General features: G+C 59.5%; 25 protein-coding genes and 1 tRNA gene. 10 read left to right on the plus strand and 16 right to left on the minus strand.

Annotation, left to right across the window (positions count from 1 at the left end; all coding sequences use genetic code 11):
* Positions 1-70: 70 nt before the first annotated feature.
* Positions 71-859 (plus strand): hypothetical protein, encoded by a 789-nt coding sequence (locus tag ACEWMW_RS12740; RefSeq protein ID WP_409414312.1) that lies wholly within the window; start codon positions 71-73, stop codon positions 857-859.
* A gap of 10 nt (positions 860-869) precedes the next feature.
* Here the strand turns inward: ACEWMW_RS12740 and ACEWMW_RS12745 are convergent, their stop codons facing one another.
* From ACEWMW_RS12745 to ACEWMW_RS12805, 13 genes are all read right to left on the minus strand, one after another.
* Entirely contained in the window at positions 870-2,891 is a 2,022-nt protein-coding gene (locus tag ACEWMW_RS12745) for an ATP-binding protein (RefSeq protein ID WP_409414313.1), read from the minus strand.
* Between the two features lie 91 nt (positions 2,892-2,982).
* Positions 2,983-3,420, minus strand: coding sequence for a hypothetical protein (locus tag ACEWMW_RS12750; protein ID WP_409414314.1), 438 nt, complete (start codon positions 3,418-3,420; stop codon positions 2,983-2,985).
* A 127-nt stretch (positions 3,421-3,547) separates the two neighbouring features.
* A complete protein-coding gene (locus ACEWMW_RS12755; protein WP_409414315.1) occupies positions 3,548-4,837 on the minus strand; it encodes an O-acetylhomoserine aminocarboxypropyltransferase in 1,290 nt (429 codons plus the stop codon).
* Positions 4,838-4,948: 111 nt separating this feature from the next.
* Entirely contained in the window at positions 4,949-5,173 is a 225-nt protein-coding gene (locus tag ACEWMW_RS12760; RefSeq protein WP_409414316.1) for a hypothetical protein, read from the minus strand.
* On the minus strand, positions 5,170-7,413 hold the full coding sequence (scpA, locus tag ACEWMW_RS12765) for a methylmalonyl-CoA mutase (protein ID WP_409414317.1): 2,244 nt from the start codon (positions 7,411-7,413) through the stop codon (positions 5,170-5,172). Before scpA ends, ACEWMW_RS12760 begins: the two co-directional genes overlap by 4 nt.
* A 7-nt stretch (positions 7,414-7,420) precedes the next feature.
* Positions 7,421-8,032 carry a glutathione S-transferase family protein gene (locus ACEWMW_RS12770; protein ID WP_409414318.1) on the minus strand — a complete coding sequence of 204 codons (612 nt, stop codon included), beginning with the start codon at positions 8,030-8,032 and terminating at the stop codon, positions 7,421-7,423.
* A gap of 2 nt (positions 8,033-8,034) precedes the next feature.
* Positions 8,035-8,823 (minus strand): enoyl-CoA hydratase-related protein, encoded by a 789-nt coding sequence (locus ACEWMW_RS12775; protein WP_409414319.1) that lies wholly within the window; start codon positions 8,821-8,823, stop codon positions 8,035-8,037.
* Positions 8,824-8,849: 26 nt separating this feature from the next.
* A complete protein-coding gene (gene mce, locus ACEWMW_RS12780) occupies positions 8,850-9,299 on the minus strand; it encodes a methylmalonyl-CoA epimerase (protein ID WP_409414320.1) in 450 nt (149 codons plus the stop codon).
* Entirely contained in the window at positions 9,296-9,649 is a 354-nt protein-coding gene (locus ACEWMW_RS12785) for a hypothetical protein (RefSeq protein ID WP_409414321.1), read from the minus strand. Before ACEWMW_RS12785 ends, mce begins: the two co-directional genes overlap by 4 nt.
* Entirely contained in the window at positions 9,636-10,004 is a 369-nt protein-coding gene (locus tag ACEWMW_RS12790; RefSeq protein ID WP_409414322.1) for a hypothetical protein, read from the minus strand. Before ACEWMW_RS12790 ends, ACEWMW_RS12785 begins: the two co-directional genes overlap by 14 nt.
* Before the next feature lie 562 nt (positions 10,005-10,566).
* Entirely contained in the window at positions 10,567-11,016 is a 450-nt protein-coding gene (locus tag ACEWMW_RS12795) for a hypothetical protein (protein WP_409414323.1), read from the minus strand.
* Positions 11,017-11,160: 144 nt separating this feature from the next.
* Positions 11,161-12,693 carry an acyl-CoA carboxylase subunit beta gene (locus tag ACEWMW_RS12800; protein WP_409414324.1) on the minus strand — a complete coding sequence of 511 codons (1,533 nt, stop codon included), beginning with the start codon at positions 12,691-12,693 and terminating at the stop codon, positions 11,161-11,163.
* A gap of 76 nt (positions 12,694-12,769) precedes the next feature.
* A complete protein-coding gene (locus ACEWMW_RS12805) occupies positions 12,770-13,519 on the minus strand; it encodes a TlyA family RNA methyltransferase (RefSeq protein WP_409414325.1) in 750 nt (249 codons plus the stop codon).
* A gap of 48 nt (positions 13,520-13,567) precedes the next feature.
* Here ACEWMW_RS12805 and ACEWMW_RS12810 point away from each other — a divergent pair, with 48 nt between their 5' ends.
* From ACEWMW_RS12810 to ACEWMW_RS12825, 4 genes are all read left to right on the plus strand, one after another.
* Positions 13,568-14,176 (plus strand): hypothetical protein, encoded by a 609-nt coding sequence (locus ACEWMW_RS12810; RefSeq protein WP_409414326.1) that lies wholly within the window; start codon positions 13,568-13,570, stop codon positions 14,174-14,176.
* 493 nt (positions 14,177-14,669) lie between these two features.
* Entirely contained in the window at positions 14,670-15,746 is a 1,077-nt protein-coding gene (locus tag ACEWMW_RS12815; protein WP_409414327.1) for a branched-chain amino acid aminotransferase, read from the plus strand.
* A 2-nt stretch (positions 15,747-15,748) separates the two neighbouring features.
* Positions 15,749-16,678, plus strand: coding sequence for an oxygen-dependent tRNA uridine(34) hydroxylase TrhO (gene trhO, locus ACEWMW_RS12820; protein ID WP_409414468.1), 930 nt, complete (start codon positions 15,749-15,751; stop codon positions 16,676-16,678).
* Positions 16,675-17,316 (plus strand): glutathione S-transferase, encoded by a 642-nt coding sequence (locus tag ACEWMW_RS12825; protein ID WP_409414328.1) that lies wholly within the window; start codon positions 16,675-16,677, stop codon positions 17,314-17,316. The genes trhO and ACEWMW_RS12825 overlap by 4 nt, the downstream gene beginning before the upstream one ends.
* Here the strand turns inward: ACEWMW_RS12825 and ACEWMW_RS12830 are convergent.
* Complete coding sequence (locus ACEWMW_RS12830) at positions 17,313-18,212, minus strand: LysR family transcriptional regulator (protein ID WP_409414329.1); 900 nt, start codon at positions 18,210-18,212, stop codon at positions 17,313-17,315. The genes ACEWMW_RS12825 and ACEWMW_RS12830 overlap by 4 nt on opposite strands.
* Before the next feature lie 103 nt (positions 18,213-18,315).
* Between ACEWMW_RS12830 and ACEWMW_RS12835 the strand changes: the two genes are divergently transcribed.
* Together ACEWMW_RS12835 and ACEWMW_RS12840 are read left to right on the plus strand one after the other, a co-directional pair.
* Complete coding sequence (locus tag ACEWMW_RS12835; RefSeq protein WP_409414330.1) at positions 18,316-19,017, plus strand: pirin family protein; 702 nt, start codon at positions 18,316-18,318, stop codon at positions 19,015-19,017.
* Between the two features lie 76 nt (positions 19,018-19,093).
* The gene (locus ACEWMW_RS12840; protein ID WP_409414331.1) at positions 19,094-19,684 is read left to right on the plus strand and encodes an FMN-dependent NADH-azoreductase; all 591 of its coding nucleotides are present in this window, start codon (positions 19,094-19,096) and stop codon (positions 19,682-19,684) included.
* A 32-nt stretch (positions 19,685-19,716) separates the two neighbouring features.
* Here ACEWMW_RS12840 and ACEWMW_RS12845 read toward each other — a convergent pair whose 3' ends face one another.
* Together ACEWMW_RS12845 and ACEWMW_RS12850 are read right to left on the minus strand one after the other, a co-directional pair.
* On the minus strand, positions 19,717-22,029 hold the full coding sequence (locus tag ACEWMW_RS12845) for an NAD(+) synthase (protein WP_409414332.1): 2,313 nt from the start codon (positions 22,027-22,029) through the stop codon (positions 19,717-19,719).
* A 38-nt stretch (positions 22,030-22,067) separates the two neighbouring features.
* A complete protein-coding gene (locus tag ACEWMW_RS12850; protein WP_409414333.1) occupies positions 22,068-23,081 on the minus strand; it encodes a DNA topoisomerase IB in 1,014 nt (337 codons plus the stop codon).
* A gap of 89 nt (positions 23,082-23,170) precedes the next feature.
* On the opposite strand from ACEWMW_RS12850, the gene yghU reads away from it, so the two are divergent.
* From yghU to ACEWMW_RS12865, 3 genes are all read left to right on the plus strand, one after another.
* On the plus strand, positions 23,171-24,022 hold the full coding sequence (gene yghU, locus ACEWMW_RS12855) for a glutathione-dependent disulfide-bond oxidoreductase (protein WP_409414334.1): 852 nt from the start codon (positions 23,171-23,173) through the stop codon (positions 24,020-24,022).
* An 81-nt stretch (positions 24,023-24,103) separates the two neighbouring features.
* Complete coding sequence (locus ACEWMW_RS12860; RefSeq protein ID WP_409414335.1) at positions 24,104-25,477, plus strand: MFS transporter; 1,374 nt, start codon at positions 24,104-24,106, stop codon at positions 25,475-25,477.
* Between the two features lie 78 nt (positions 25,478-25,555).
* Positions 25,556-25,630 (plus strand) — tRNA-Gln (locus tag ACEWMW_RS12865).
* The last annotated feature ends 18 nt before the right edge of the window (positions 25,631-25,648 follow it).

The raw sequence follows: 25,648 nt of genomic DNA on the forward strand, positions 1-25,648 counted from the left end.
ATCTGGACTTTCGCGAAGCTTTCCTTGGCGTTTTCCTACGGGACTGCAACTCTATGAAAGGAACAGTCCGATGGCAAACATGCTAATCTCGTCGCTCGCCGCCGCAACGCTCTGTCTAGTTTCACCCGCTCAGGCGCAGACGTGGCAGAACCAGGAGCCGGCCGCAGAAACAACCCATCGAGCCACGCTAGACAGGTTCGTTGCGGACTATGCGCGTGACCCCATGGCTGAGCCCACACGGTTCGGAATCGAAGTCGATGGTCATCGCTTTCACGTCGAGCCAATTGGAAATTCATTCGAACTGCGCGATGGTTTTGGCGGCCATGAGTTCTTCTACTTTACCATGAACCGGGAGACGCTCAACTTGCTTGACCAGGGCGTCTGGAATGGCCTCACAGCTATGGGCGCGGCTACCAGCGCCGATGTCACGCCGCTCGATATCCTGCACACTGACGGATTTGAGGAGCCTGCCGATTACGTCGGACTCACACGCCGTCTGATCGGGCATTTCTGGACTCGCGGTATCCCCGAACTCACCAACTTCGGAATGGCGCACACCCGCGTTGTACATGGTGCACCAGCAACGGCCCTGTACTACGATGCCGGGATCAGAAGCGCAGTATACGAAGTGCCCGCCGGGCTCGGCCGTGAACAGGCGCCGACAATGCAAGTCCCCTTCCCTCGCATGATTATCTTCATCGGCGGCGAGGCTGAAGGAGAGATGGGCGAAAATGCCTTTACAGCCAGCGCTGGCCAGATGCTGTTTTCACCGCCCGATGTGCCGCTTACATTCTGGAACAAGAGCGAAGACGAGAATCTCTCCTTCGTCTGGATAATGTGGGGAGAAGCAGCTCAGTAAGGCGAACCAGCTACTCCAGCTCTAAAATCACCGCATCGACTGCAAGGCTCTCGCCTTCCGATGCATTGATCGTGGCGATGGTGCCTTCTTTCTCGGCGCGCAGGATGTTTTCCATCTTCATCGCCTCGACGGTAGCAAGCGGCTGCCCGGGCTGGACTTCCTCGCCCTCTTCAACGTGCAGCTTCACCAGCAGGCCAGGCATCGGGCAAATCAGCATCTTGGAAAGATCAGGCGGGACCTTCTCGATCATATGCTGCGTCAGATGCGCAATGCGCGCAGGCAGGATACGCAGCGATTGCGTCGCCCCGCGCGTCGTAATGTCATAGCCCATGCGGCTCGGCGCGAGCTGCAAGGTCATCGCTTCGCCATCGAGTTCGAGATCGACCATAGTCTCGCCCGGCGTATAGTCGAAGCTGAGATCGACCGGTTCGCCATCGACCGTGATCGCGTCTTCTTCGAGCACGACGGCATAGTTCGTGTCCCCGATCCGAACCGCCCAGTCACCGGGCGCGTAAAGATCGCCGTCGAGCTGCTGATCGATGCGTCGCGCGCGGTCCGCATCCGCCGTCGCGATTACCCCGCCGACAGCGGCGAGGCCGCGCAGCAATTCGTCCGAGGCCGGAGCGCCCTGGAACCCATCGGGATATTCTTCGGCGATGAAGCCGGTGGTCATCTCTCCCGAGCGGAAGCGCGGGTGCTGCATCAGCGCCGAGAGGAAGTCGACATTGTGCCCCAGCCCCTTGATGCGGAAAGCGTCGAGTGCCTGGATCTGCAGGTCTGCCGCCTCGTCACGCGTCTCGCCCCATGTCACCAGCTTGGCGATCATGGGATCGTAGAACATCGAGACTTCGCCGCCCTCATAGACGCCATCGTCAACGCGCACGCCATCAACCCCGCGCCGACCATTGGCGCTGCCGTCGTCAGTCCAGCCTTCGAGCGGCGGCTGATATTCGACCAGGCGCCCGGTCGATGGCAGGAACCCGCGGTAAGGATCTTCGGCATAGACGCGGTTTTCGATCGCCCAGCCATCGATTCCAATATCGTCCTGCGTCATGGTAAGTTCTTCACCGGCGGCAACACGGATCATCTGTTCGACAAGATCGATCCCCGTAATCGCTTCAGTGACCGGATGCTCAACCTGAAGGCGGGTGTTCATTTCGAGGAAGTAGAAACTCTCGCCTGTGGTGTCGGCACCGCTCACAATCAGCTCAACCGTGCCCGCGGAATGGTAATTTACCGCATTGGACAGCGCGACGCATTGCTCGCCCATGGCCTTGCGCATCTTGGGCGTGACGAAGGGTGATGGTGCTTCTTCGACCACTTTCTGATGGCGGCGCTGGATCGAGCATTCGCGCTCGTTCAGGTAGAGCACGTTGCCGTGCTTATCGCCGAGGATCTGGATCTCGATATGGCGCGGATCAAGGATGAATTTCTCGATGAACACGCGGTCATCGCCGAACGAATTGAGGCCTTCGCGCTTGGTCGCCTCGAAGCCTTCGCGCACGTCTTTTTCGGAATAGGCAAGGCGCATGCCCTTGCCCCCTCCGCCGGCGGAGGCTTTCATCATCACCGGATAGCCGATGTCGTCCGAAATCTCGACCGCGTGGTCGGTGTCCTTGATCTCTCCGACGAAGCCGGGGACAACATTGACGCCCGCTTCCTTGGCGAGTTTCTTGGATTCGATCTTGTCGCCCATCGCTGCGATCGCGTTCACGGGCGGACCGATAAAGGCGATGCCTTCCTTCTCCAGCGCTTCGACGAAACTCGCGCGTTCGGAAAGGAAGCCGTATCCCGGGTGGATTGCCTCGGCACCGGTCTGCTTCGCCGCAGCGATGATCTTCTCCGGAATCAGGTAGCTTTCATTGGCCGGCGGCGGACCGATATGCACCGCCTCGTCCGCCATGCGAACGAAAGGCGCGCGTGCATCGGCATCGGAATAGACTGCAACCGTCTGGATACCCATGCGCCGCGCGGTCTTGATAACGCGGCAGGCAATTTCGCCGCGATTGGCAATCAGGATCTTGGAAAACAAACAGGCCTCCGAGTGCAATATAGCGTCAAACGCCCATGCCGCACCCAGAGGCCCGATTCAAGCTAGCGAATTTCGGCTAGTCGGCCCGGTATCACTCGTCGATATCAATGTGGCCGATTTGGCGCTGCTGCTCGAGAATGCAGTCATTGAACTCCGACCAGAGCTTCATTGCTGCTTCTTCACCGCCATTCAATTCGATGAACTTGGCATTCCACTCTTCATCGGCTGGGTTGGTTTGCCATGCAATTGCAGCCGGCCCATTGAGCATTGGCATCGCCACGATGCTGTCCCACTCGCCGGTACCCATGTGGAGGTCAATGACCCCTTCCCGACCCAGTGCCTTGTCTGTCGCTTCGAACAGCTGGATGATTTCGTGGGCGCGCCCGCCTTTCCCTTCTTTCCATTTGATCAGCATGACCTCGTACCAGGCCACCTGACGCATCTCAGGCGCTGCATGGTCGTCTGCAAGTGCTGGAGTGCCCGTGCAAAGAACGGCCCCTGCGGCCGCGGCAATCAATAGCTTCTTCATGAAATTCCCCCTTCGTGAGTATAAATCGACCCACGACCCCCGAGCCTTTTCGGCCTCTGACCTGATAAATCTCTGCCTCTAGGGAAACGTTGTCAAGTTTCGGGAGAAACGACTTGCGTGACGAAAATCAGACTTGCGCCAAAGCCTTCTCGAGGTCGGCCTTGATATCGTCGATATGCTCGATCCCCACCGAAATGCGCACCACATCCGGTCCTGCGCCCGCGGCGAGCAGCTCGTCCTCGGAAAGCTGGCTGTGGGTGGTCGATGCGGGGTGGATGATCAATGAGCGCGTGTCGCCGATATTGGCCAGGTGGCTAAACAGCTTAACGTTCTCGACCAGTTTGACGCCAGCATCATATCCACCCTTGAGGCCGAAAGTGAAGACCGATCCGGCCCGCCCGCCGAGGTATTTGTGCGCAAGCTCATGATAGGGGCTTTCGCGCAGACCAGCATAGCCGACCCATTCGACTTTCTCGTGATCCTTTAGCCAATTGGCTAGCTCGACCGCATTGCTGCAATGCCGCTCCATCCGCAGCGCCAACGTCTCCATACCTGTCAGTGCGAGGAAGGCATTCATCGGGGCCATGGCTGGGCCAAGGTCTCGCAAGCCCAGCACGCGGCAGGCAATGATGAAGGCAATCGGGCCGACCGGCTCCAGGGCATCGACCAGCACCGCGCCGTGGTATGATCCGTTAGGCTGCGTTAGCGAGGGGAACTTGTCGCCCTGCGCCTTCCAGTCAAACTTGCCGCTATCAACGATCACGCCGCCGATGGCATTGCCGTGGCCGTTGAGGAATTTGGTGGTCGAATGGACGACAATATCCGCGCCGTGTTCGAACGGGCGGCATAGCGCCGGGCTGGCCATGGTGTTGTCGACAATCAGCGGCACGCCAGCATCATGGGCGACCTTGGCAATCGCCTCGATATCGCTGACTACGCCGCCCGGATTGGCGAGGCTTTCGATGAAAACGCAGCGCGTATTCTCGTCGATGGCGGCGGCGACATTGGCTGGATCATCGGCATCGACGAAGCGCGTTTCCCAATCGAACTTGCGGAAGCTTTCACCCATCTGGTTGAGCGATCCGCCATAGAGCTTCTTCGCGGCAACGATATTGCGCCCCGGCTCCATCAGTGTGTGGAATGCGATCAGCTGCGCGGCATGGCCTGAGGCGACCGCCAGCGCGCCTACCCCGCCCTCGAGCGCAGCGATTTTCTGCTCCAGCGCATCATTCGTCGGGTTCATGATCCGCGAATAGATGTTCCCGAACTCGGCTAGCGAGAACAGGTTAGCCGCATGCTCGGGGCTGTCGAAGACATAGCTTGCCGTCTGGTAGATCGGCGTGATCCGCGCATTGGTGGTCGGATCGGGCTGCTGCCCGGCGTGGATGGTCTGCGTTTCGAGTTTGTGTGTGGTCATTGGAAAAGTCTCCAGATCGCGGTGTAGGCGCAATCGTTCCTCGTTATGGCAAGCTGAATCTGTTTCAGCATCCATGTTTTGTTTAGTATGTTGCTCGTTTGGGCGGCTTCCTCATCCCCTCACAAGTCGATCCACCCGGCGGATCGTGAAAATGACAAGCGCCAAATAAATCGCTGAAAACAAGCTAAGCACGATCCACGTCGTCGTGTTTGGATGAGGAACTCCGCCGCTCCATGTTCCGAAAAACAGTTCAACCACCATTCGCAAAGCCAACCATCCAGTTCCAAAGATAAGCAGTAAGATCGTCGCAGCGGCAATGCGCTTGAGGATTGTCACTCTGCCGCCTCATCCAGTTCTTCGCCTTCGGGCGGCATGTTGTGGCCCAGCAGCGTCAGCATATCGGCCGCGCACTCGACCACGTTTGATCCCGGTCCATATATTCCGGCCACGCCCTTTTCGCGCAGGAAATCATAGTCCTGCGGCGGGATCACGCCGCCTGCGGTCACTTTGATATCGGGCCGACCGGCCTCCTTCAGCAAGCCGATGAGCTCGGGGATCAGCGTCTTGTGGCCAGCTGCGAGTGAGCTCGCGCCAACGATATCGACGCCCTGCTCGATCGCCATATTCGCGGTTTCCTGCGGTGTCTGGAACAGCGGTCCGCTGATCACTTCGAAACCCATGTCAGCAAAGGCGCTGGCAATCACATTCGCGCCGCGATCGTGACCGTCCTGCCCCATTTTGGCGACCATCACCTTGGGCTTGCGGCCCAACCGGCGCTCGACAGCATCGATGCCGTCAACCACCTGCCGATAGCGCGAATCCTCGGCATAGGCCTTGGTGTAGACCCCTCGTACTGGGCGCGGCACGGTGTCGTAGCGACCAAAGGCTTCTTCCATCGCCGCCGAGATTTCGCCCAGTGTTGCATCGTGACGCGCCGCATCGACTGCACGGCGCAGCAGGTTGACGTCACCCTTCTCTTGAAGCTCGGCGATTTTCGAGGGCGGCAGCGGGATGCCGCGTTCGTCACGCCCGTCATTCAGCGCCGCGCGCGCGACTGCCGGATCGGCTTTCGCCGCTTCGGTAAGCGCCTTGAGCGCTGCCTGGCAGGCTTCCTCGTCACGCTCTTCGCGCACACGCTGGAGGCGTTCGATCTGTCCCTGGCGCACCTTGTGATTGTCGATATCGAGCGTATCGAGATGGTCTTCCTTCTCGAGCCGGTACTTGTTGACGCCGACGATCACCGTTTCGCCGCGATCGACTGCGGTCTGCTTTTCCGCCGCTGCGCGCTCGATCGCTGCCTTGGGCTTGCCGCTATCAACATAGGCGGTCATCCCGCCCGCTGCATCGACTTCGGCGATCAGCGCTTCGGCTTCCTCGACCAGCTTGGCCGTGAGCGCTTCGATGTAATAGCTGCCGCCGAGCGGATCGACGACATTGGTGATGCCGCTTTCCTCCTGCAGCACCAGCTGTGTGTTGCGCGCGATGCGGGCGGAGAAATCGGTCGGCAGTGCAATCGCTTCATCAAGCGCATTGGTATGCAGCGACTGGGTGCCGCCCAAAGTCGCTGCCATCGCTTCCACAGTGGTGCGGATGACGTTGTTGTAAGGGTCCTGCTCCTGCAGCGAGACGCCCGAAGTCTGGCAATGCGTGCGCAGCATCTTGGAGCGGTTTTTCTTCGCGCCCAGCCCGTCCATAACCCGGTACCACAGCGTGCGCGCGGCGCGCAGCTTGGCTATCTCCATGAAGAAGTTCATGCCGATGCCGAAGAAGAAGCTGAGGCGACCGGCAAAGGCATCGATATCGAGCCCCGCATCCATCGCCCGCTTTGCGTATTCCTTGCCGTCGGCAATGGTGAAAGCGAGCTCTTGCACCGCCGTCGCCCCGGCTTCGTGCATGTGATAACCCGAGATGGAAATACTGTTGAATTTCGGCATATTGGCCGAGGTATATGCGATGATGTCTGAAACGATCCGCATGCTCGGTTCGGGCGGATAGATATAGGTGTTGCGGACCATGAACTCCTTGAGGATGTCGTTCTGGATGGTCCCGGAAAGCTTCTCTGGCGAGACGCCCTGCCGCTCGCCTGCAACGATGTAGAAGGCCAGCACCGGAATCACCGCGCCGTTCATGGTCATCGATACGCTCATTGTATCGAGCGGGATCTGGTCGAACAGGATTTCCATGTCGCGCACGGTGTCGATTGCGACACCCGCCTTGCCGACATCGCCCACGACGCGGGGGTGATCGCTGTCATAACCGCGATGCGTCGCCAGATCGAAAGCGACTGATAGGCCCTTCTGCCCGGCAGCAAGGTTGCGGCGATAGAAGGCGTTGGATTCCTCGGCGGTGGAGAAGCCCGCATATTGCCGGATCGTCCACGGGCGGCCCGCATACATCGAAGCTTTCACACCGCGGGTGAACGGCGCGAAGCCCGGCAAGCCTGGATCGGAGCTATCCGCCTCGGTATAGAGCGGCTTGATGTCAAAACCCTCGGGCGTGTGCCAGGTCAGGTCGCGCCCCTTGACCTCTTGCTCGGCCAGGGCTTCCCAATCGGATACAGTAGGCTTCTCGCTCATAGGCTCCTCAAGCGTTTGCGCTGGGCCTGGCGGATACCCTATCGTGCCAAGCGCGCAAGTGTGCGCACTCTTCCGTTGCTCCGCAGCCCACGAATTCGGCAAAGTCGAATGTCGTTAGCAGCAGTATATCAGAAATGGTGAAGCGGTCTGCAGCGAGGAACTCGCGTCCCTCCAGCGACCGGTCGAAGAAGCGGAAAGCCTCGGCGACGCGCGGGCGATTGGCTTCGCCCCATTCGGTATTGCGGCCCGGGATTGCAGCGGTGAACTTGTGCGTGTGAACCCACACCGCGCCAACCGGCGCCATCAGGATCATCTCGACCCGCCGGCTCCACATCTCGATCATCGCAGGCTCGAGATCGCCTTCGCCGAACATGTTGGGCTCGGGATGGAGAGCCTCGAGATAACGGCAGATCGCCACGCTTTCGGTGATTACCGTGCCATCATCGAGCTGCAACGAAGGCGTCTGCCCGCGCGGATTGATCGCCTTGTATTCGTCGGACTTGTGCTCTCCCGCGACCAGCGAGATATCTCGCGCGTCCAGCTCGATCCCCTTTTCCGCCGCGAAAATTCTCACGCGGCGCGGATTGGGCGCTGGATTTCCTGTGTTGTAAAACAACAAGCTCAGCGGCCCTGGAAATTTGGTTTGCGCTTTTCGAGGAAAGACAGGCCGCCCTCCCTGGCATCTTCGCTGGCCCCGGCCAGCCGCTGGCCTTCGGCTTCGGCGACGAAGACCTGCTGCAGCGAACCATCGGTCGCTAATGCAATGTTCTGCTTCATGGTCTTCAGGGCGAGCGTGGGACCATTGGCGAGTTTTTCGGCCAGTGCGCGCGCTTCGTCCATCAGCGCATCGTCATCCACGCATTTATAGATCAGTCCCCACTCCTCTGCCTTCTCGCCGCTGATTTTCTCACCCAGCATCATCATCCGAGTGGCACGTGCGCGGCCGATCGCGCGGGTCAGCAACCATGTCGATCCACCGTCTGGCACCAGTCCGATATTGACGAAGGCCTGCAGGAAGTATGCGCTCTTCGAAGCGATGGTAAAATCGCCTGCCAGTGCGAGCGAACAGCCGACGCCGGCGGCGGGGCCATTAACGGCACAGATCACGGGCACCTGTGCGCGCAGCACTTGGCTGATCGCAGGGTTGTAGTGGTTTTGCAGCGCAAGATGGCTGCCGCCCTTCATCGCGAGTGCGCTCCGATCGCCGCGTGCGGCCAAGTCTGCGCCCGAACAGAATCCCTTGCCCTCACCTGTTATAAGCACCGCACGGGCGTCGCCGAGGTCGTAGAATGCTGCACCGAGCTCATCGGCCATTTGCGGTGGCATAGCATTAAGGCGCTCGGGACGGTTGAGCGTGATCATCATTAGCGGGCCGTCGCGCTCGACTTTGAGGGTTTCGTAATCGGACATCGTGTCTCTCTTTCGCTGTGCAGCTATCAGTTGGACCAGTGTGCGCCCTCTTTGGGCGTTTCCATGATCTCGGTAAGCATGCCCTGCATATCCTTGGGATGGACGAAAAAGATAGGCGTGCCGTGCGCACCGATGCGCGTTGGGCCGAGGATGCGCTTGCCCATGGCCTCGAATTCCTCGCGTGCCGTAGCGATATCGGGCACTTCGAAACAGACATGATGCTGCCCGCCGAGCGGATTCTTCTCGAGGAAATTGTTGATCGCCGAATCGGGGCCGAGCGGTTCGATCAGCTCGATTTGCGTGCCATTCATGCCCGATTCGGTTGGCGTGTCGACGAAGCAGACCTTCACGCCCTGCTGTTCGAGATCGAATGGCTCATGGATATGCGTAGCGCCCATAGTGTCACGGTAATGCGCGATCGATGCTTCGATCGAGGGCGTGGCGACGCCAATGTGATTAAGTCTGCCGAGTTTCACAATTCCACTCCAATCGGGTTAAGCATGCCCGTTGCGATCAAGCCCGCGCCGAGAACGGCGAGCCATAGTCCAATCCATAACACGGTCAGGATATCGCCACGGGAAAAACTGGGTTTGCGCAACGCAATTCTCGCTCCCGCGATCGCAGCAAGCCCCAAAACAAGAATGATGCATCCGAACAAGATGGCGCCGGTTGGGCTGTAGGGAGAGCCATCCAATGTGATTAACGCTGTGTTCGGATCGAAGTCTAGCGCATCCCACCACACGACGATTGCCAGATAGGGTATGGCGAGAATGGAGAAGGCCTTCCCAAGGCTTCTGAGAGCGGCAAGGATCCTATCGTTCGTCATTTCGTTCACCGAGAGAGGTTTCATATTGCGTCACGGCACATTTTTCAGTGTTTTCGATGGTCATACCCAAAACATAGATGATCAAGGGATCAGTCACGCAAACACCCAATTGGATCGTTTCGCCAATAGCAAGATCATCAAACTTGCGGTTGCTGAATTGCACAACCACTCGATTGATATGCTCGCCGCCTGACTGGTCGGCGTAGCGCAGCGTCATGGTCCCGCGCCGTTCGATATTCTCTCGTGGAGCCGATTGCTTATCGACTACGACAGCTTTGGTTTTGTGCCAACGCTCGCCAGCTTCGCTACCGCCGTTCTTAAGCATCTCGATTGCAACCAGAACGATAGATTTCACTGCGGGACTGGACGAACCGAAGACCACCAGAACAGCCCCCGCTAAAGCGAGAGCCAAACATCCAAAACCTCTCAACTTTCCCAAGATTGATCACAGCGAGATATTGTCATGATTTTTCTTTGTGTTCCCGAGCTACTCTGTGTGCAGCTTACAAAGCCAGAGCGCGCTTCGTGCTTGGATCGAGCGAGTCGCCACGCCAATATATTTAAGCCTGCCGAGTTTCAGCATTACTCTCGCACTACATTTCAAGTTCACGAAAAAGGGACCACAATGTTAGCCAGGAAGAACCCACTGCACCAACAGCAAATATGCCAATCCAGAGCTTGACCCGCATTGGCCATTTTGGCTCGCCGTCCCGGGGGGGATCGATAAACGTTGTTCCCCAGCGCTTATGCCGGATCAGCGAGATCAACGCCCACACCGAGACTACGGTCAAGAATGCAGCTAGTGGGACTAACGATTTCATCTACTCAAATCCGACAGTGAGGCCATAGCAACTCGTTCTTTGAAGCGAAGCGCGGCAATACAAAAGTGACCGGGCATGATCCGTTTCGCCGGCCACTTAGTCCGAAACCTTCTGTGTTCGTGCAATCCATGGACGATCCAGCAAGAACGCTGCCGCGGCCAGCGCAAGGACGAGCGCATTGCCCCACCAAGGTGGGCTGGCGGGCGTACCTGCGAGGACCTTGATCGTGGCGTAAAGGGTTGGAGCATAGAATAGCACCAGCATGAACGGGATCAGCAGACGCGCCCAGGTTTCGCCCTTGCGGAACGGCCACCATAAGAGCGCGAGCACTCCGCAGCCCAGCGCCAGCCAGCCTGCGCCTGCCACGTCCATCAGAGCTTCGATCAGGATTCTTTCGGCCTCGCCGACCTCTCCCCAGCTCTTGCCGAGCGCGATCGAGTGATAAGGCATGAAGCTTGTGCGGAAGAGGTAGATCGAACCCAGGATCAAGCTCGCCACAGCACCGACAGCATAGAATAATGCAGCGATGCGTGAGGACGTGTTCATTGGTTCAGCGGCGTTGCGTCGCCGACGTGATTAAGACGACCGAGTTTCATTCGATTGGATCTCCATGCATGAACATCCCGCTGTAAATCATCAGCGCGAAAACTGCCGCAGTAGGAAGCAAAAGGATCAAGATGCTACGCTTGCTCACAGCGGGATATTGTCATGTTTCTTCCACGGGTTCTCGAGCTGCTTGGTCCGCAACTTCCGTAGCCCCAGCGCAATCCTCCGCCGCGTCGAGTGCGGGTAGATTACCTCGTCGATATAGCCGCGCTGTGCCGCCACAAAAGGGTTGGCGAAGCGGTCTTCGTATTCCTTGGTTTTCTCGGCGATCTTTTCCGCATCGCCGCGGTCCTGGCGGAAGATGATCTCCACTGCGCCCTTTGCGCCCATCACCGCGATTTCGGCGGTGGGCCAGGCGTAGTTGAGGTCGCCGCGCAGATGCTTGGACGCCATCACGTCATAGGCGCCGCCATAAGCCTTGCGCGTGATGACGGTGATCTTGGGCACGGTCGCCTCGGCATAAGCGAACAGCAGCTTCGCGCCGTGCTTGATGATCCCGTTGTGCTCCTGGTCGGTGCCGGGCAGGAAGCCGGGCACATCGACAAAAGTCAGGATCGGGATTTCGAATGCATCGCAGAAGCGCACGAAGCGCGCCGCCTTCTTCGATGAGTTGATATCGAGCACGCCTGCCAGCACCATCGGCTGGTTGGCAACAACGCCCACGGTGCGGCCCTCGACGCGCCCAAAGCCGCACAGGATGTTTCCGGCATGGTTCGGCTGGACCTCGAAAAAATCGCCTTCGTCGAGCGTCTTTCGGATCACTTCGTGCATGTCATAGGGCTGGTTGGCGTTGGCCGGGATCAGCGTATCGAGGCTGTCTTCCTGCCGGTCCCACGGATCGCTGGTCGGGCGCTCGGGCACTTCCTCGCGGTTCGACAGCGGGAGGTAATCGAAGAAATTGCGCGTCGCGAGCAGCGCTTCGATATCGTTTTCGAAGCTATTATCGGCGACCGAGGTCTTGGTTGTGTGCGTCTTCGCTCCGCCCAATTCCTCTTGCGTGACGACTTCATTGGTGACCGTCTTCACCACGTCCGGCCCCGTGACAAACATGTAGGAGCTGTCTTCGACCATGAAGATGAAATCGGTCATCGCGGGGCTGTAAACCGCCCCGCCCGCGCAAGGCCCCATGATCACGCTGATCTGCGGCACGACGCCTGATGCCAGCACATTACGCTGGAACACCTCGGCATAGCCGCCCAGCGAGGCAACGCCTTCCTGAATGCGCGCACCGCCCGAATCGTTAAGCCCGATCACCGGCGCACCGACCTTCATTGCGGTGTCCATTACCTTGCAGATCTTCTCCGCATGACGCTTCGAAAGCGAGCCTCCGAAGACGGTAAAATCCTGGCTGAATACATAGACCAGACGCCCGTTGATGGTGCCCGATCCAGTGACCACCCCATCACCCGGGATCTTCTGGTCCTCCATCCCGAAATCGGTGCAGTCATGCTCGACATAGGTATCGAGCTCTTCGAAGCTGCCCTCATCGAGCAGCACTTCGAGCCGTTCGCGCGCGGTCAGCTTGCCCTTGGCATGCTGCGCATCGATGCGCTTTTGCCCGCCGCCCAGCTTGGCGGCATCGCGGCGACGTTCCATTTCGGCAATATTGGCGGACATGGGTTCTCCCGGAATTGTCTGGACAGGCGGTTAGACAGCGCATGGCCTTAGCGTCAATAGAACGGATATTGGCCTATCAATTGGAGTGTGGCCGGCGCTGCGCCGATATCAGGAACTCGACATTGCCTTCCGGCCCGGTGATCGGGCTCTGGACTATGCCTTGGACATGCCAGCCGGAACTCTCCAGCCAGTCACGCACTTCATCGCAAACGCGCTGATGCAGTACCGGATCGCTGACAACGCCCTTCTTGCCAACTTCCTCGCGCCCAACTTCGAATTGCGGCTTGACTAGCGCAACGAGCTGGCACTCGGGAGCGGCCAACTCGAGCGGACGTTCGAGCACCTTGGCGAGGCCGATAAAGCTCGCATCGCACACCACCCAGTTGCAGGGTCGATCGATATGCTCGGGAGTAAGGATACGCGCGCTGGTTTGCTCCAGGACAGTGACACGCTCATCTTGCCTCAGCTTCCATGCAAGCTGGTTGGTGCCACTATCAACCGCAAAGACATGGCTTGCGCCCTTCTGCAGCAGCACATCGGTGAAGCCGCCGGTTGAGCTGCCGATATCCATTGCAACTGCACCTGCTGGATCGAGCGCGAAATGCTCCAGCGCATGTGCCAGCTTTATCCCTCCCCGGCTTACCCAGGGATGATCGCGGCCGCGTACTTCGAGCGGCGCATCAGCAGGTAATTGCATGCCGGACTTGTCCAGCTTGCGCTCATTCGAAAATACCAGCCCGGCCATAACCAGCGCCTGCGCGCGCGTCCTGCTCTCGGCGAGGCCGCGTTCCACCAGCATCTGATCGAGGCGCATCTTCTTGTTCATTCGACTTTGGCCATTGGAAACAAAGCGCCTAGCGGGCATTGTTGAGGTATGAAACCAATCTATGCGCATTTCGCCGGCGCTGTCGCGGTGAGCTTTATTGTTGCTGCCTGCGTCCCCGCTCCGGCAGCCACCCCTTCACCGCAGCCCACAGCGACAACCAGCGCGGCCGAGAATGCGCAGCCCGCTCCTCCGCCTACTCCCTTGCCCGAACCTTCGCCCGCAGCAGTAGCGATGGAGATAGTCGGCGATGACTGGCTCTATGCGCCGCTTACTCTGGGTGACTGGAGCTATGTCTCGGGCAGCAGCATTTCCTCGGCACGGTTTGTCGCGCCCGATGGCGAACTGAAACTGACCATGACTTGCATGCCGAGTTCCAGTGCCCCGTCCGGTCGCTCGATCAGGCTCGAGCTTGGCTATGACGGGCAAGCTTTGCCGGTCATGCGCGTTCTCGCTGAAAGCCGAACGGAGTTGCTGGAAACCTCTCGATTGGTAGGCGCGCGTACTCCAACGATCTTCGCCGCGATACCTGCCAATCACCCACTGTTCGACGCTATTGCAGTTACCAAGGGTCGATTCGCAGTCGAAGTTCCCGGAACGGAAACTCTGTTCCTCCCGCCATGGGGTGAAGTGATCCGGGTGATCGAGGACTGTCGCTAAAGAAGATTGTTGGGTGCGGGCGGGACCTGCGTCCTGACCTTGCGGCACCGGCCCAAATAAAAAGGGACCCAGCGGGTCCCAAGCAACAGCAACCTATTCTGACGCGGGAAAACTTTTTTTCAAGCCTTGTTTTTCAATTCAATACGAATCAATCTGTACCCAAGATCAGCGGCACACGCGGTCTTGGGCCCCGGTGAAACGGCGGTTCTAGCTCACAAGCGCGAAAGGAGGTGATCCGATGTCTCATGGTTCAGCAGAGGGGTCGGCAAGTTTCCACGCGAGGTATTATCGCTGAAACCAATCAGTAAGCGATAAAGACTTCGTGAGCGGCACTTCCGGCCGCTGACCATGATAAGGGCGGTTCTCGTTAAGCGGGGCCGCCCTTCTCATTTCTGGTAAGTGCGGTCAGGGCCTCCGTCCTGACCTTGCGGCACCGGCCCGCAAACGCTGAGTCGCTTGCGGAATAGCAAGACTCCGTTTACCCGCGCGCGCTATGGAATTTGTAGCTTCGCCCCATCCCTCGCCGACCTCTGACGAGGCTCGACAGCAAGAACTGGCTAATCCCGGGTTCGGCTCGCGTTTCACCGATCACATGGTAACGATCGAGTGGGACGAGGAGCGCGGCTGGCACGATGCCGTGGTGGGTCCCTACCAGGGGATCACGCTCGATCCTTCGGCCGCAGTGCTGCATTACGCGCAGGAAATTTTCGAAGGGCTGAAGGCCTATCGCCATCCTGACGGCGCAATTGCCCTGTTTCGACCGGAGCAAAACGCGCGCCGATTGAATGCCTCAGCAGACCGGCTCGCCATGCCACAGTTGCCCGAGGAAGTGTTCCTAGACTCAATTCGCCAACTAATCGCTGTCGATGGCGACTGGGTCCCTTCCGCAGCTGGCAGCTCGCTCTACCTGCGTCCTTTCATGATCGCGACCGAGGCCTTCCTCGGCGTGCGCCCTGCCAAGAAATACAAGTTCGTCCTGATCGCGAGCCCGGCCGGCAACTACTTCAAATCCGGCGCGCCAGCGGTCAGCATCTGGATCTCTGACTATACCCGCGCAGCCCCTGGCGGCACCGGTGCGGCCAAATGCGGCGGCAACTATGCCGCAAGCCTTGTCCCCACCAAGGAGGCGTTTGAGCGCGGGCACGACCAAGTGCTTTTCCTCGATGCGGCCGAGCACAAGTGGATCGAAGAACTCGGCGGCATGAACCTGTTCTTTGCTTTCGAGGATGGTAGCGTGATCACGCCGCCGCTTGCCGGAACGATCCTGCCCGGGATCACGCGCGACAGCCTCATCACGCTGATGCGCGAGGAAGGTCTTGACGTGCGCGAGGAACCTTACTCGATCGACCAATGGCAGGCCGATGCCGAAAGCGGGAAACTGATCGAAGCATACGCCTGCGGCACAGCAGCTGTCGTCACTCCCGTTGGCAAGGTCGAAGGGCGCAAGGGCGGATTTACTATCGGTTCAGGCGGCCCCGGCCAGCTCACCGCCAAGCTACGCGACAGGTTGGTCGCCATCCAACGCGGCACGGCTGAGGACACCCATGGGTGGGTGACGCGGCTGACATAGTCATGCCAAATTCGCTGCCCATCACCGTCGCGGCGCTTTACCAGTTTACGCCATTCGAAGACCCGGCGGATTTGCAGGTACCGCTCCAGCGAATCTGCGAGGAGATGGCGATCAGGGGCACGCTGCTACTCGCCAAGGAAGGCATCAACGGCACGATTGCGGGAAAGCGTGAGGGTATCGATGCGGTGTTGACGCATATCCGCGCGCTGCCCGGTTGCGCCGATCTCGACGTGAAATTCTCGGGCGCTCCTGAAATGCCGTTCCTGCGCATGAAAGTTCGCCTGAAGCGAGAGATCGTCACCATGGGCGAACCCGATATCGATCCGCGCCTTTCGGTCGGCCATTATGTCGACCCGCATGACTGGAACGCGCTGATTTCCGATCCCGAGACGATTGTGATCGATACCCGCAACGATTACGAAGTGGCCATTGGCACTTTCAAAGGCGCGGTCGATCCCAAGACCGAAAGTTTCCGCGACTTCCCAAAATGGTTCCGCGAACATCGCGAGCAACTGCTCGATGGGCGCAAGAAGGTCGCGATGTTCTGCACCGGCGGCATTCGCTGCGAGAAATCGACCAGCTTCCTGCGCTCGGAAGGCGTCGATGAGGTTTACCACCTCAAGGGCGGGATACTGAAGTATCTCGAACAGATACCGGCGGAGGACAGTGCATGGGAAGGCGAATGCTTCATCTTCGATCAGCGCGTTTCGGTAAAGCACGGACTCGAACCTGGTAGCTACGAGCAATGTTTTGCTTGCCGCATGCCCCTATCTGCCGATGATCTGGCGTCACCTGCCTATGCCGAGGGTGTGAGTTGCCCGCATTGCATCGAAGAGCGTAACGAAGAGCAACGCAAACGCTACATGGAACGGCAGAAGCAGCAACAATTGGCGAAGCAGCGCGGCGAAACGCATATCGGTGCGAATTCTTGACGCATCCACCGATCCTCTACAGCTTCCGGCGTTGTCCGTACGCCATGCGCGCGCGACTGGCATTGTGGATTGCCGGGATCGATATGATCCTGCGCGAAGTGAAGTTGGCGGACAAACCGCCTGCGTTGCTCGAGATTTCGCCCAAGGGCACTGTGCCGGTGCTGATCTCGGCTGACGGACCCTTGCTTGACGAGAGCATCGACATCATGCGCTGGGCGCTCGGCCGGAACGACCCCGAGGGTTGGCTGGAAGGCGACGACCGGGAATTGCTCGAGCTGATCGATGGCCCCTTCAAGCATCATCTTGATCGATACAAATACTCGACGCGCTACGATACCGAACCGCTCGAGCATCGCGCCGCGGCGCTCAAAATCCTTCGCGAACTAGATGCTCGGCTCGAACCGCATGGCCAGCTTTGCGGCGAAACGCGCACTCTTGCTGATATGGCCAGCTTCACCTTTATCCGGCAATTCGCCAACCATGATCGCGCGTGGTTCGACGCGCTCGACTTGCCGCATCTGCATACATGGCTCGACGGGCATCTGAAGTCAGACATCTTCAAGGCAATCATGCCCAAGTTCGCGCCGTGGAAAGCGGGAGACGAGCCGCTACGCTTCGGCCCCGCGCAGGCCGCCTAGTTCGACGCCCCAAGGTTCTCGCGCAGCGTATCGATCAGCCAGCTCGTCGCCGGACCGGGCCGCATATCGCGCCGCCAGCAAGCACTCAGCGCATAGCCTGCACCGGGCTTCTCGGGCAGATCAAGCGCGACCAGCCGCCCCTCGGCAATGTCATTCTCGACCATGTGCGTGGGCATATTGCCCCAACCGATCCCCTGCCGGAGCAGGTTATGTTTGGCGCTCAAGTCGCCGAGCCGCCAGGTCTGCGGACTGAGCACGGCAAATTCCTTGCCTGCCGTCAGGTTAGAGCGATCCGACAGGACGAGCTGGAGATGCTCGCGGCTCTCGCCCGGCTTCACGTCGCTCTTGGCCAGGGGATGACCCGATACGGCAACCGGTATCAGTTCGATCTCGCCGATCACCTGTCGATCGAGTTCCGGATGATCCGCCACCACCGGTCCGGCAATGCCGAGCTGGGCATCGCCTTCCAGCACGCATGAAGCGACCGCGCCCAGCCCCTCGATATTGAGCCGCAGGCTGACGGTGGGGAACATGGCGCGGAACTGCTGCAGCACATTGGCAGCGGCATCGCCCGGCACCATCACATCGAGCACCAGCGATACTTCGCTTTCGAGCCCGGCATGCAGGCTGCGCGCTTTCGCCAGCAGTGCATCGGCCCGGTCGGCAGTGGCGCGCGCTTCTGGTAAAAGTCCGCGCCCCGCTTCTGTTAGCTGCGGCTTACGCGATCCTTCCCTCTCGAATAGGGTCACGTCCAGTTGCGCTTCCATCTGGGAGACCCCATAACTGATGACCGAAACCGCGCGGCCCATCGCGCGCGCGGCGCCGCCGAAGCTGCCCTCTTCCGCCACCGCCAAGAATATCCGCAGCTGGTCGATTGTCGGCTCACCGAGCTTCATTGTTCAAGATATCCGAACATCTTGATCATTTTTATCGCAGTTTCCCGATTATCTCACAAGCCCTATTTCGACGTCACACCGTCACTCCAATGAGAGAACCGACATGATTGAACACCGCCCTTTCGATAGCCTTGGCTCAGCCGATCATGGCTGGCTCGATGCCCATCACCACTTCTCGTTTGCCGGATACCACGACCCTTCGCGGGTCAACTGGGGTTCGCTACGCGTGTGGAACGATGACACCATCGCACCCGGCACAGGCTTTCCGACGCATCCGCACAACGATATGGAAATCATCACTTACGTGCGCAAAGGAGCGATCACGCATCGCGACAACATGGGCAATGAAGGTCGCACCGAAGCGGGCGATGTCCAGGTGATGAGCGCTGGAGACGGCGTCCAGCATTCTGAATACAACCTCGAAGACGAGGAAACAAAGATCTTCCAGATCTGGATCATCCCGCAGGAACGCGGCGGCACGCCCAGCTGGGGCGCTCGGCCCTTCCCTAAGGATGACCGCTCCGGACGCTTCGTGCCGCTAGCCAGCGGTCACGCCAATGATGACGACGCACTGCCCATCCGCACCGATGCCCGCGTGCTCGGCGCGACCGTAAAGGCAGGCGAGACGGTCGAGTATAGTCCCGGCGATACCGGGCGGCATCTCTATCTCGTGCCTGCCACTGGCAAGATCCGCGTCGGAGATGTCGAAGCCAATGCCCGCGACGGCATCGCGATCACCCAGATCGCGACGGTTTCCATCACCGCGCTCGAAGACAGCGAACTGGTGCTGGTCGACGCCGCCTGAAGCAAACCCCCTGAGCCGGTCGGGTCTCTCCCCCTCCCTGCCCGGCCGGCTCCCCTACCGAACAAAGGAAAACCTTATGTCCAAGATCCTCCACATCACTGCCAGCGTTGGCGGCCTTGCATCGGTCTCCCGCACGCTCAGCACCAAACTGGCGGCGCAGTTTGCCGAAGAGCGCGGCGCGGAAATCATCGAACGCGATCTCAGCGCGAATGACCTGCCGTTCATCGATGCAGCGCGCTTCGCCGCCAACGGTACGCCCGGGAATGAGCGCACGCCCGAGCAGGCCGAGCTCGCCGCAATCGGCGATGAACTGATCGCCGAGCTGCAGGCTGCGGATACGATCGTGTTGGGCATCCCGATCTACAACTTTGGCGTTCCGGCCACCGTCAAGGCATGGGCCGATTTGGTTGCGCGCGCGGGAACGACGTTCAAATACACCCCCGAGGGCCCAGTCGGCCTGCTCAAGGGCAAGCAGGCCTACATCGCGGTCGCTTCGGGCGGCACGAAGGTCGATAGCGAGATGGATTTCATGACCCCGTGGCTGCGCCAATTCCTTGGGTTTATCGGCATCGAAACCGCCGGAGTGGTTGCAGCTGACCAGCTTATGGCCACCGGGCAAGACAGGATCGAACAGGCCACCGCCGAAGTCGAGCGACTGGCCGCCTGATCTGCGGTTCCGTTACGACAGGGTGCCGGAGCCTAGCGCTTCGGCACCTTTGTCTTGAGCTCTTCCAGCCAGATATCGGCGACCGCGTCACTTGGCGCGCGCCAGTCCCCGCGCGGCGAGAGCGCCCCGCCCGCGCTGACCTTCGGTCCATTAGGCAAGGCGCTGCGTTTGAACTGACTGAAACCGAAGAAGCGCTGGAGGAACTTCTCGAGCCATTTGGTGATTGTCGCGAGGTCGTATTCGTTCTTCGCGTCGTCCGGGAAATCGGCGGGCCAAAGCCCCGATTGCGCATCCTTCCATGCCTGCCATGCCAAAAAAGCAACCTTGCTCGGCCGCTGACCGTAACGGATGACGTGGTGGAGGAAGAAGTCGTTTAGCTCGTAGGGGCCGATGATGCTCTCGGTGCTCTGGATCGTGCCATCGGCATCGGCAGGGACAAGCTCGGGTGAAATCTCGGTATCGAGGATCGAGAGCAGCACCTCATCTGTTACCGGATCAAACTGGTCGGTGCGCGTCGCCCAGCGGATCAGGTACTGGATCAGCGTTTTGGGCACGCCGGCGTTCACCCCGTAATGGCTCATGTGGTCGCCGACCCCATAGGTACACCAGCCCAGCGCCAGTTCGGAAAGATCGCCTGTGCCGATCACCCATCCGCCGTGCTGCCCGGCAAGGCGGAAGAGGTAATCGGTCCTCAGCCCCGCCTGCACATTCTCGAAGGTCGTATCGTAGACCGGCTCGCCGTCCGCAAAAGCATGGCCGATATTCTCGAGCATCAGGCGCGCGGTCGGCTTGATGTCGATCTCCTCGGCGGTGATACCTATCGCCTTCATCAGCTTCCAGGCGTTGGACTTGGTACCTTCGGAGGTGGCGAAGCCGGGCATGGTGTAGCCGCGAATGGTGGTGCGCGGCAGGCCGAGCCGATCGCAGCTCTTTGCCGCTACAATCAGCGCATGGGTGGAATCGAGACCGCCCGAGATGCCGATCACCAGGCTTTTTGGCCTGGTCGCCTCGATCCGCCGCGTCAGGCCATCGACCTGGATATTGAAGGCCTCGAAGCAATCCTCATCGAGCTTATGCAGGCGATTGGGCACGAAAGGAAAGCGTCGGATCGGCCGGATCACGTCCTGCGCTGCCATCGGTTCGTGCGAAAACTCCACTGTTCGGAAAGAGTCCTCGGGCCGGCCCGCTGCCTCGGCGGCATCGTTGAATGTCTGCATGCGCGAGCGCTCGGAAAGGATTCGTTCGCAGTCGATATCGGCGATGCAAAGCTCGGGATGGAGCGAGAAGCGTTCACTTTCGGCCAGCAGATCGCCCAGCTCGTAGATCATGCCCTGCCCGTCCCACGCTAAATCGGTGGTGCTCTCTCCATGACCCGCCGCGGAATAGACATAGGCTGCCACAGCGCGGGCGCTTTGCGCGCGGCTCAGCAAATGTCGCTCGTCCGATTTTCCGATGGTGATGTTGGAGGCAGAGAGATTGGCGAGGATCGTTGCCCCGGCGAGCGCGCCCAAGGTTGAAGGCGGATTGGGCGCCCAATAGTCCTCGCAAATCTCGGCAAAGATGCGCAAACCGGGATTATCCTTGGCAGCGAAGATCAGATCAGTTCCAAAAGGCACGTCCTCACCATTGATGCGGATCGTCAGCCCCTGGATCGAGCGACCGTTGGCGAACCAGCGCTTCTCGTAGAACTCGCGGTAGTTGGGCAGGAAACTTTTGGGTACGACCCCCATCAGGCGGCCATGCGCGATGAACAAGGCGCAGTTGTAGATCCTTCCATTGCGGCGCAGCGGCGCTCCCACCAGCAGCACAGGCCGCAAGCCGGCGCTTGCAGAGACCAACTTCCCGACTGCATCTTCCGCCGCATCGAGCAGTGCCGACTGGAGGTGCAAGTCATCGAGCGCGTAGGACGAGATGCATAACTCGGGATAAACCAGCAGGTCCACCGAATGCTTATCAGCCGCCCTGGCTTCCTCCAGTATCCCGCCAAGGTTGTAAGCGATATCCGCAGTGCGCACGCGCGGCGTACTTGTGGCGACGCGCACAAAACCGTGGGTTGAAGGGGAGTGGAATCCTACGCTATCGCCGCGATTCCTGATCTTAGTTTTCGAACCAGCACCCGAGCCCATTTCGTCCGGTTCCATCCAGTCTGAAACGCTGCAAATACCAAGCTCTTCCAATCGTTTCTGGACCGAAGCCCGCGCGATCTTGCCGCGTTTTTCCCAGCCATAGACCGTCCGGCTCGGCCATGGTTTCGGCTTCCCGAAACGTTGACCAAATTCCTCTGCCGAAAGCGGCGGCTCTTGCGCCTCGCGCCAGCTACGAATCTTTGCTCCAGCTTTGTGCATGTTCGTCTAGTATCCCAAAAGGATACTCCACGCAAGATCTATGCAGCGAGCAGCGTTTCGGCGCTGGGGCTTTCCTCCAGCAGCTCGAGCAGCAGTCTTTCACCGCCGGTGAGCCAGCGGGTTGCGCGAGGGACCCGTGCAGTCTCACGCCATCCTTCCTGCCGCTCGACAAGCTCAATCACCGCCGGATGGATATAGCTCCTTCGGGTCACGGCAGGCGTGTTACCCAATTTCTCGGCAACGCATTCGAGCAAGGCCTTGATCGGCATCTGCCCCTCACCTGCACGCAAGCATTCGAGCGCCATGACGCTGGCATGCCACGTTCGGAAATTCTTGGCAGTGAAGCGCGCACCCATCGCTTCTGCAAGGTAATTATTGACGTCGCTCGATGCGACTTCCTGCACGGCGCCATCTTCATCGACATATTTGAAAAGATGCTGCCCTGGCAAATCCTGCATCCGCCGCACCATGCGCGCGAGCGACCCATCGGTCAGTGTCACTTCGCGGGCAATTCCCGACTTGCCTTTGTAGCGCAGGCGCAGGGTCTTCCCGGTCAGCTCCAAATGACGGCGGCGCAGCGTGGTCGCACCGAAGCTCTTGTTGGCCTTGGCATAGCCTTCATTACCAACGCGTATCGCGCCCAGGTCCAGAAGGCGCACGACGCTGGCTACGGCGCGCTGCCAGGTCAGGCTCCGTCCCTCGATGTCTTCCTCGACCCGCTTGCGCACGAGCGGCAACAGCCGCCCGAATTCGGCGCAGCCATCGAACTTCTCGCCCTCACGAGCGGCGCGAAAATCTGGATGGTAGCGATATTGCTTGCGGCCGCGGGCATCGATGCCCGTCGCCAGGATATGGCCATTGGATGCCGGACAGAACCACGCGTCGGTATAGGCCGGCGGCAACGCAACCGCATTGAGGCGGCGTTTTTCGGCGCGATCGGTGATCAAGTGGCCCTTGGGATCGTAATAGGCCCAGCCCTTGCCCGCGCGCTTTCGCGTGATCCCGGGAAGATCATCATCAATGTAGATCAGCTTGGAAGCGAGTGAAGCCATGAATGCTAAACATCCCCCATCGCTTGCAGTTCCGTAACTAAGTTGCCATTTGAGACGAACCGTTGAAGCAAGCTGTTGAAGGAAGTCTCTTGGCTGAAGAATATACCCCGCCCGAAGTCTGGACCTATGACAAGGAAAGCGGCGGTCGCTTCGCTTCCATAAACCGGCCCACCGCCGGTGCGCGCGAAGAGAAAGACCTTCCGGTCGGCGAGCATCCCTTCCAGCTCTATTCGCTCGGCACCCCCAATGGGGTGAAAGCCACGATCATGTTCGAGGAGCTGCTCGAGCTTGGCCACACGGGCGCTGAGTACGATGCCTGGATCGTGAATATCGGCGAAGGGCAGCAGTTCACCTCCGGCTTTGTCGATGCCAATCCCAATTCCAAGATCCCGACACTCGTGGATCACAGCGGCGACAAGCCTTTCCGGATCTTCGAATCCGGCGCGATCCTAGTCCACCTCGCTGAAAAGTTCGGCGAATACCTGCCGACCGATGCGGCCAAGCGCGCGGAAACCTTCAGCTGGTTGTTCTGGCAAGTGGGCAGCGGGCCTTTCATCGGCGGCGGCTTCGGCCATTTCTATGCTTATGCGCCCGAGAAGATCGAATACGCGATCAACCGTTATTCGATGGAAACCAAGCGCATCTTCGACGTCGCGGACAAGCGCCTCGCGGAATCGCGCTTCCTCGCAGGCGACGATTATACGATCGCTGATATGGCCAATTACCCTTGGCTTGCGCCGTTCATCTACGGCGGCATCTACAACGAGGCCCGTACCTTCCTTTCGATCCACGAGTACAAGAACGTCGAGCGCTGGGTTCATGAGATATCCGAGCGCCCCGGCGTGAAGCGCGGACGGATCGTCAACAAGACCTGGGGCGAGGAAGAATCGCAGCTTGCCGAGCGCCATTCGGCGGCGGATTTTGAAGGCAAGAACGTCTAGTTGCCAGGCAAGTCGCGAGGCGAGTTTCGCTTGACACCTACCCAGTCTTACCGTCGGTTGCGGGCATGAGAGCACTGCATATTGTCTAGCGATCCGCGCCACTTCAAGGTCGGAGAGAAAATCGGCTACGGCATGGGCGACCTAGCCTCGTCGCTCTACGTCAATTTCTTCAATATCTACCTGCTATATTTCTTCGTCGAGTTGGGCGGCGTCGCTCCCGCCGCAATGGCATTGATGCTGCTGCTGACGAAGATGTTCGACGCGGTAACAGATCCCGTGATGGGTGCGATCGGCGACCGGACGCGCACGCGTTGGGGCCGCTACCGGCCGTACCTCCTGTGGGGCGCAGTACCTTTCGGTCTGTTCGGTGCCGCGATCTTCGCCGCGCCCGATCTTGAACCCGGATCAATGCTGGCATGGGCCTATGTAACCTACATACTGACCATGATCGCTTACACTGCGACCAATGTGCCATATTCGGCGCTGATGGGCGTGGTTTCAGCCAGCGCCGATATCCGCTCCTCATTCGCGACCTATCGGATGGTGTTTTCCGCGCTCGCGGTTGTCGGGGTAGCTATTGTCGCAACGACCATGGTTCGCGAGCTCGGTGCGGGTGACGAGCGCGAGGGGATCATGCTGACAATGTTCTTCCTCGCGGCGATCGCGACCGTGAGCTTGTTGATAGCTTTTGCGGCCAGCAAGGAGCGGATCCCGCCGGCGACCACCAACGGACGGATCATCGACGATCTCAAGGTGCTGGTGACGACCCCTGCATGGATCGCGGTAGCCATCGCAGCGACTCTTACTCCAGTTGCACTGGCCTCGCGCGGAAGCAGCGCATTGTTCTGGTTCCGCTATGTCGCGAACGACAGTGGTGAACCCGTGTTCGCCTTCCTTGATCGGATCGGCCTCTTTTACACTGCTTTTGCCATCGGACAGCTGGTCGGCGTCATACTGGCAGGCGCGTTGACCAAGAAGTTTAGCAAGGCACATCTGTTGATCGCTGCCGGAGTCCTCAAAGTCATTGCCATCGTGATTTTCGACATGGTTCCGGTGGACGCGATCTGGCCGCAAACCTTCGCGCAAATTTTCGTCGGCGTGGGGCTCGGCATGATGATGGTGCTGGCCTATTCGATGTTCACCGACATTGCCGAGTACATCGAATGGCAAAGCGGCCGGCAGATGACCGGATTGGCTGTGTCAGGCGCGGTTTTCGCGATCAAAACCGGCATTGCCTTCGGTCTTGCCCTGCCCGGCTTCCTCTTCGCACTAACCGGGTTCGTTCCGGGAGAGATCCAGAACGAGGAAGCGCGCTGGGGTATCGACCTGGCCTTCGCTGTCGTTCCCGGAGCTATCATTATCCCAGCAGGCCTTGTGATGCTGTTCTACAAGTTGGATCGCAAGACAATGGCCGCGCTGGAGGCCGATCTCATTGAACGGCGCGCCTCGGTATAGCGCGCAAATTCTTCCCGCTTTACCCTTCCCTTTCGTGACGCGCGCGTTATAGGAGCGCCCGCACCACGCGGTGCATGCTGGGGTGTGGCCAAGTGGTAAGGCACCGGTTTTTGGTATCGGCATTCGCAGGTTCGATCCCTGCCACCCCAGCCATCCTTCCCGACGATGCAA

This window comes from Litorerythrobacter xanthomarinus (assembly GCF_046254955.1).
GTDB lineage: Bacteria > Pseudomonadota > Alphaproteobacteria > Sphingomonadales > Sphingomonadaceae > Qipengyuania_C.

Excerpts from the sequence above, each read along its gene's own strand:
- ACEWMW_RS12775 (WP_409414319.1), bottom strand. The coding sequence starts at position 8,823 with ATGTCCGATTACGAAACCCTCAAAGTCGAGCGCGACGGCCCGCTAATG.
- ACEWMW_RS12845 (WP_409414332.1), bottom strand. The coding sequence starts at position 22,029 with ATGCACAAAGCTGGAGCAAAGATTCGTAGCTGGCGCGAGGCGCAAGAG.
- ACEWMW_RS12805 (WP_409414325.1), bottom strand. The coding sequence starts at position 13,519 with ATGAACAAGAAGATGCGCCTCGATCAGATGCTGGTGGAACGCGGCCTC.
- ACEWMW_RS12840 (WP_409414331.1), top strand. The coding sequence starts at position 19,094 with ATGTCCAAGATCCTCCACATCACTGCCAGCGTTGGCGGCCTTGCATCG.
- ACEWMW_RS12810 (WP_409414326.1), top strand. The coding sequence starts at position 13,568 with ATGAAACCAATCTATGCGCATTTCGCCGGCGCTGTCGCGGTGAGCTTT.
- ACEWMW_RS12785 (WP_409414321.1), bottom strand. The coding sequence starts at position 9,649 with ATGACGAACGATAGGATCCTTGCCGCTCTCAGAAGCCTTGGGAAGGCC.
- ACEWMW_RS12830 (WP_409414329.1), bottom strand. The coding sequence starts at position 18,212 with ATGAAGCTCGGTGAGCCGACAATCGACCAGCTGCGGATATTCTTGGCG.
- ACEWMW_RS12755 (WP_409414315.1), bottom strand. The coding sequence starts at position 4,837 with ATGACCACACACAAACTCGAAACGCAGACCATCCACGCCGGGCAGCAG.
- ACEWMW_RS12740 (WP_409414312.1), top strand. The coding sequence starts at position 71 with ATGGCAAACATGCTAATCTCGTCGCTCGCCGCCGCAACGCTCTGTCTA.
- ACEWMW_RS12800 (WP_409414324.1), bottom strand. The coding sequence starts at position 12,693 with ATGTCCGCCAATATTGCCGAAATGGAACGTCGCCGCGATGCCGCCAAG.
- ACEWMW_RS12815 (WP_409414327.1), top strand. The coding sequence starts at position 14,670 with ATGGAATTTGTAGCTTCGCCCCATCCCTCGCCGACCTCTGACGAGGCT.
- ACEWMW_RS12750 (WP_409414314.1), bottom strand. The coding sequence starts at position 3,420 with ATGAAGAAGCTATTGATTGCCGCGGCCGCAGGGGCCGTTCTTTGCACG.
- ACEWMW_RS12835 (WP_409414330.1), top strand. The coding sequence starts at position 18,316 with ATGATTGAACACCGCCCTTTCGATAGCCTTGGCTCAGCCGATCATGGC.
- scpA (WP_409414317.1), bottom strand. The coding sequence starts at position 7,413 with ATGAGCGAGAAGCCTACTGTATCCGATTGGGAAGCCCTGGCCGAGCAA.
- trhO (WP_409414468.1), top strand. The coding sequence starts at position 15,749 with ATGCCAAATTCGCTGCCCATCACCGTCGCGGCGCTTTACCAGTTTACG.
- ACEWMW_RS12850 (WP_409414333.1), bottom strand. The coding sequence starts at position 23,081 with ATGGCTTCACTCGCTTCCAAGCTGATCTACATTGATGATGATCTTCCC.
- ACEWMW_RS12795 (WP_409414323.1), bottom strand. The coding sequence starts at position 11,016 with ATGAACACGTCCTCACGCATCGCTGCATTATTCTATGCTGTCGGTGCT.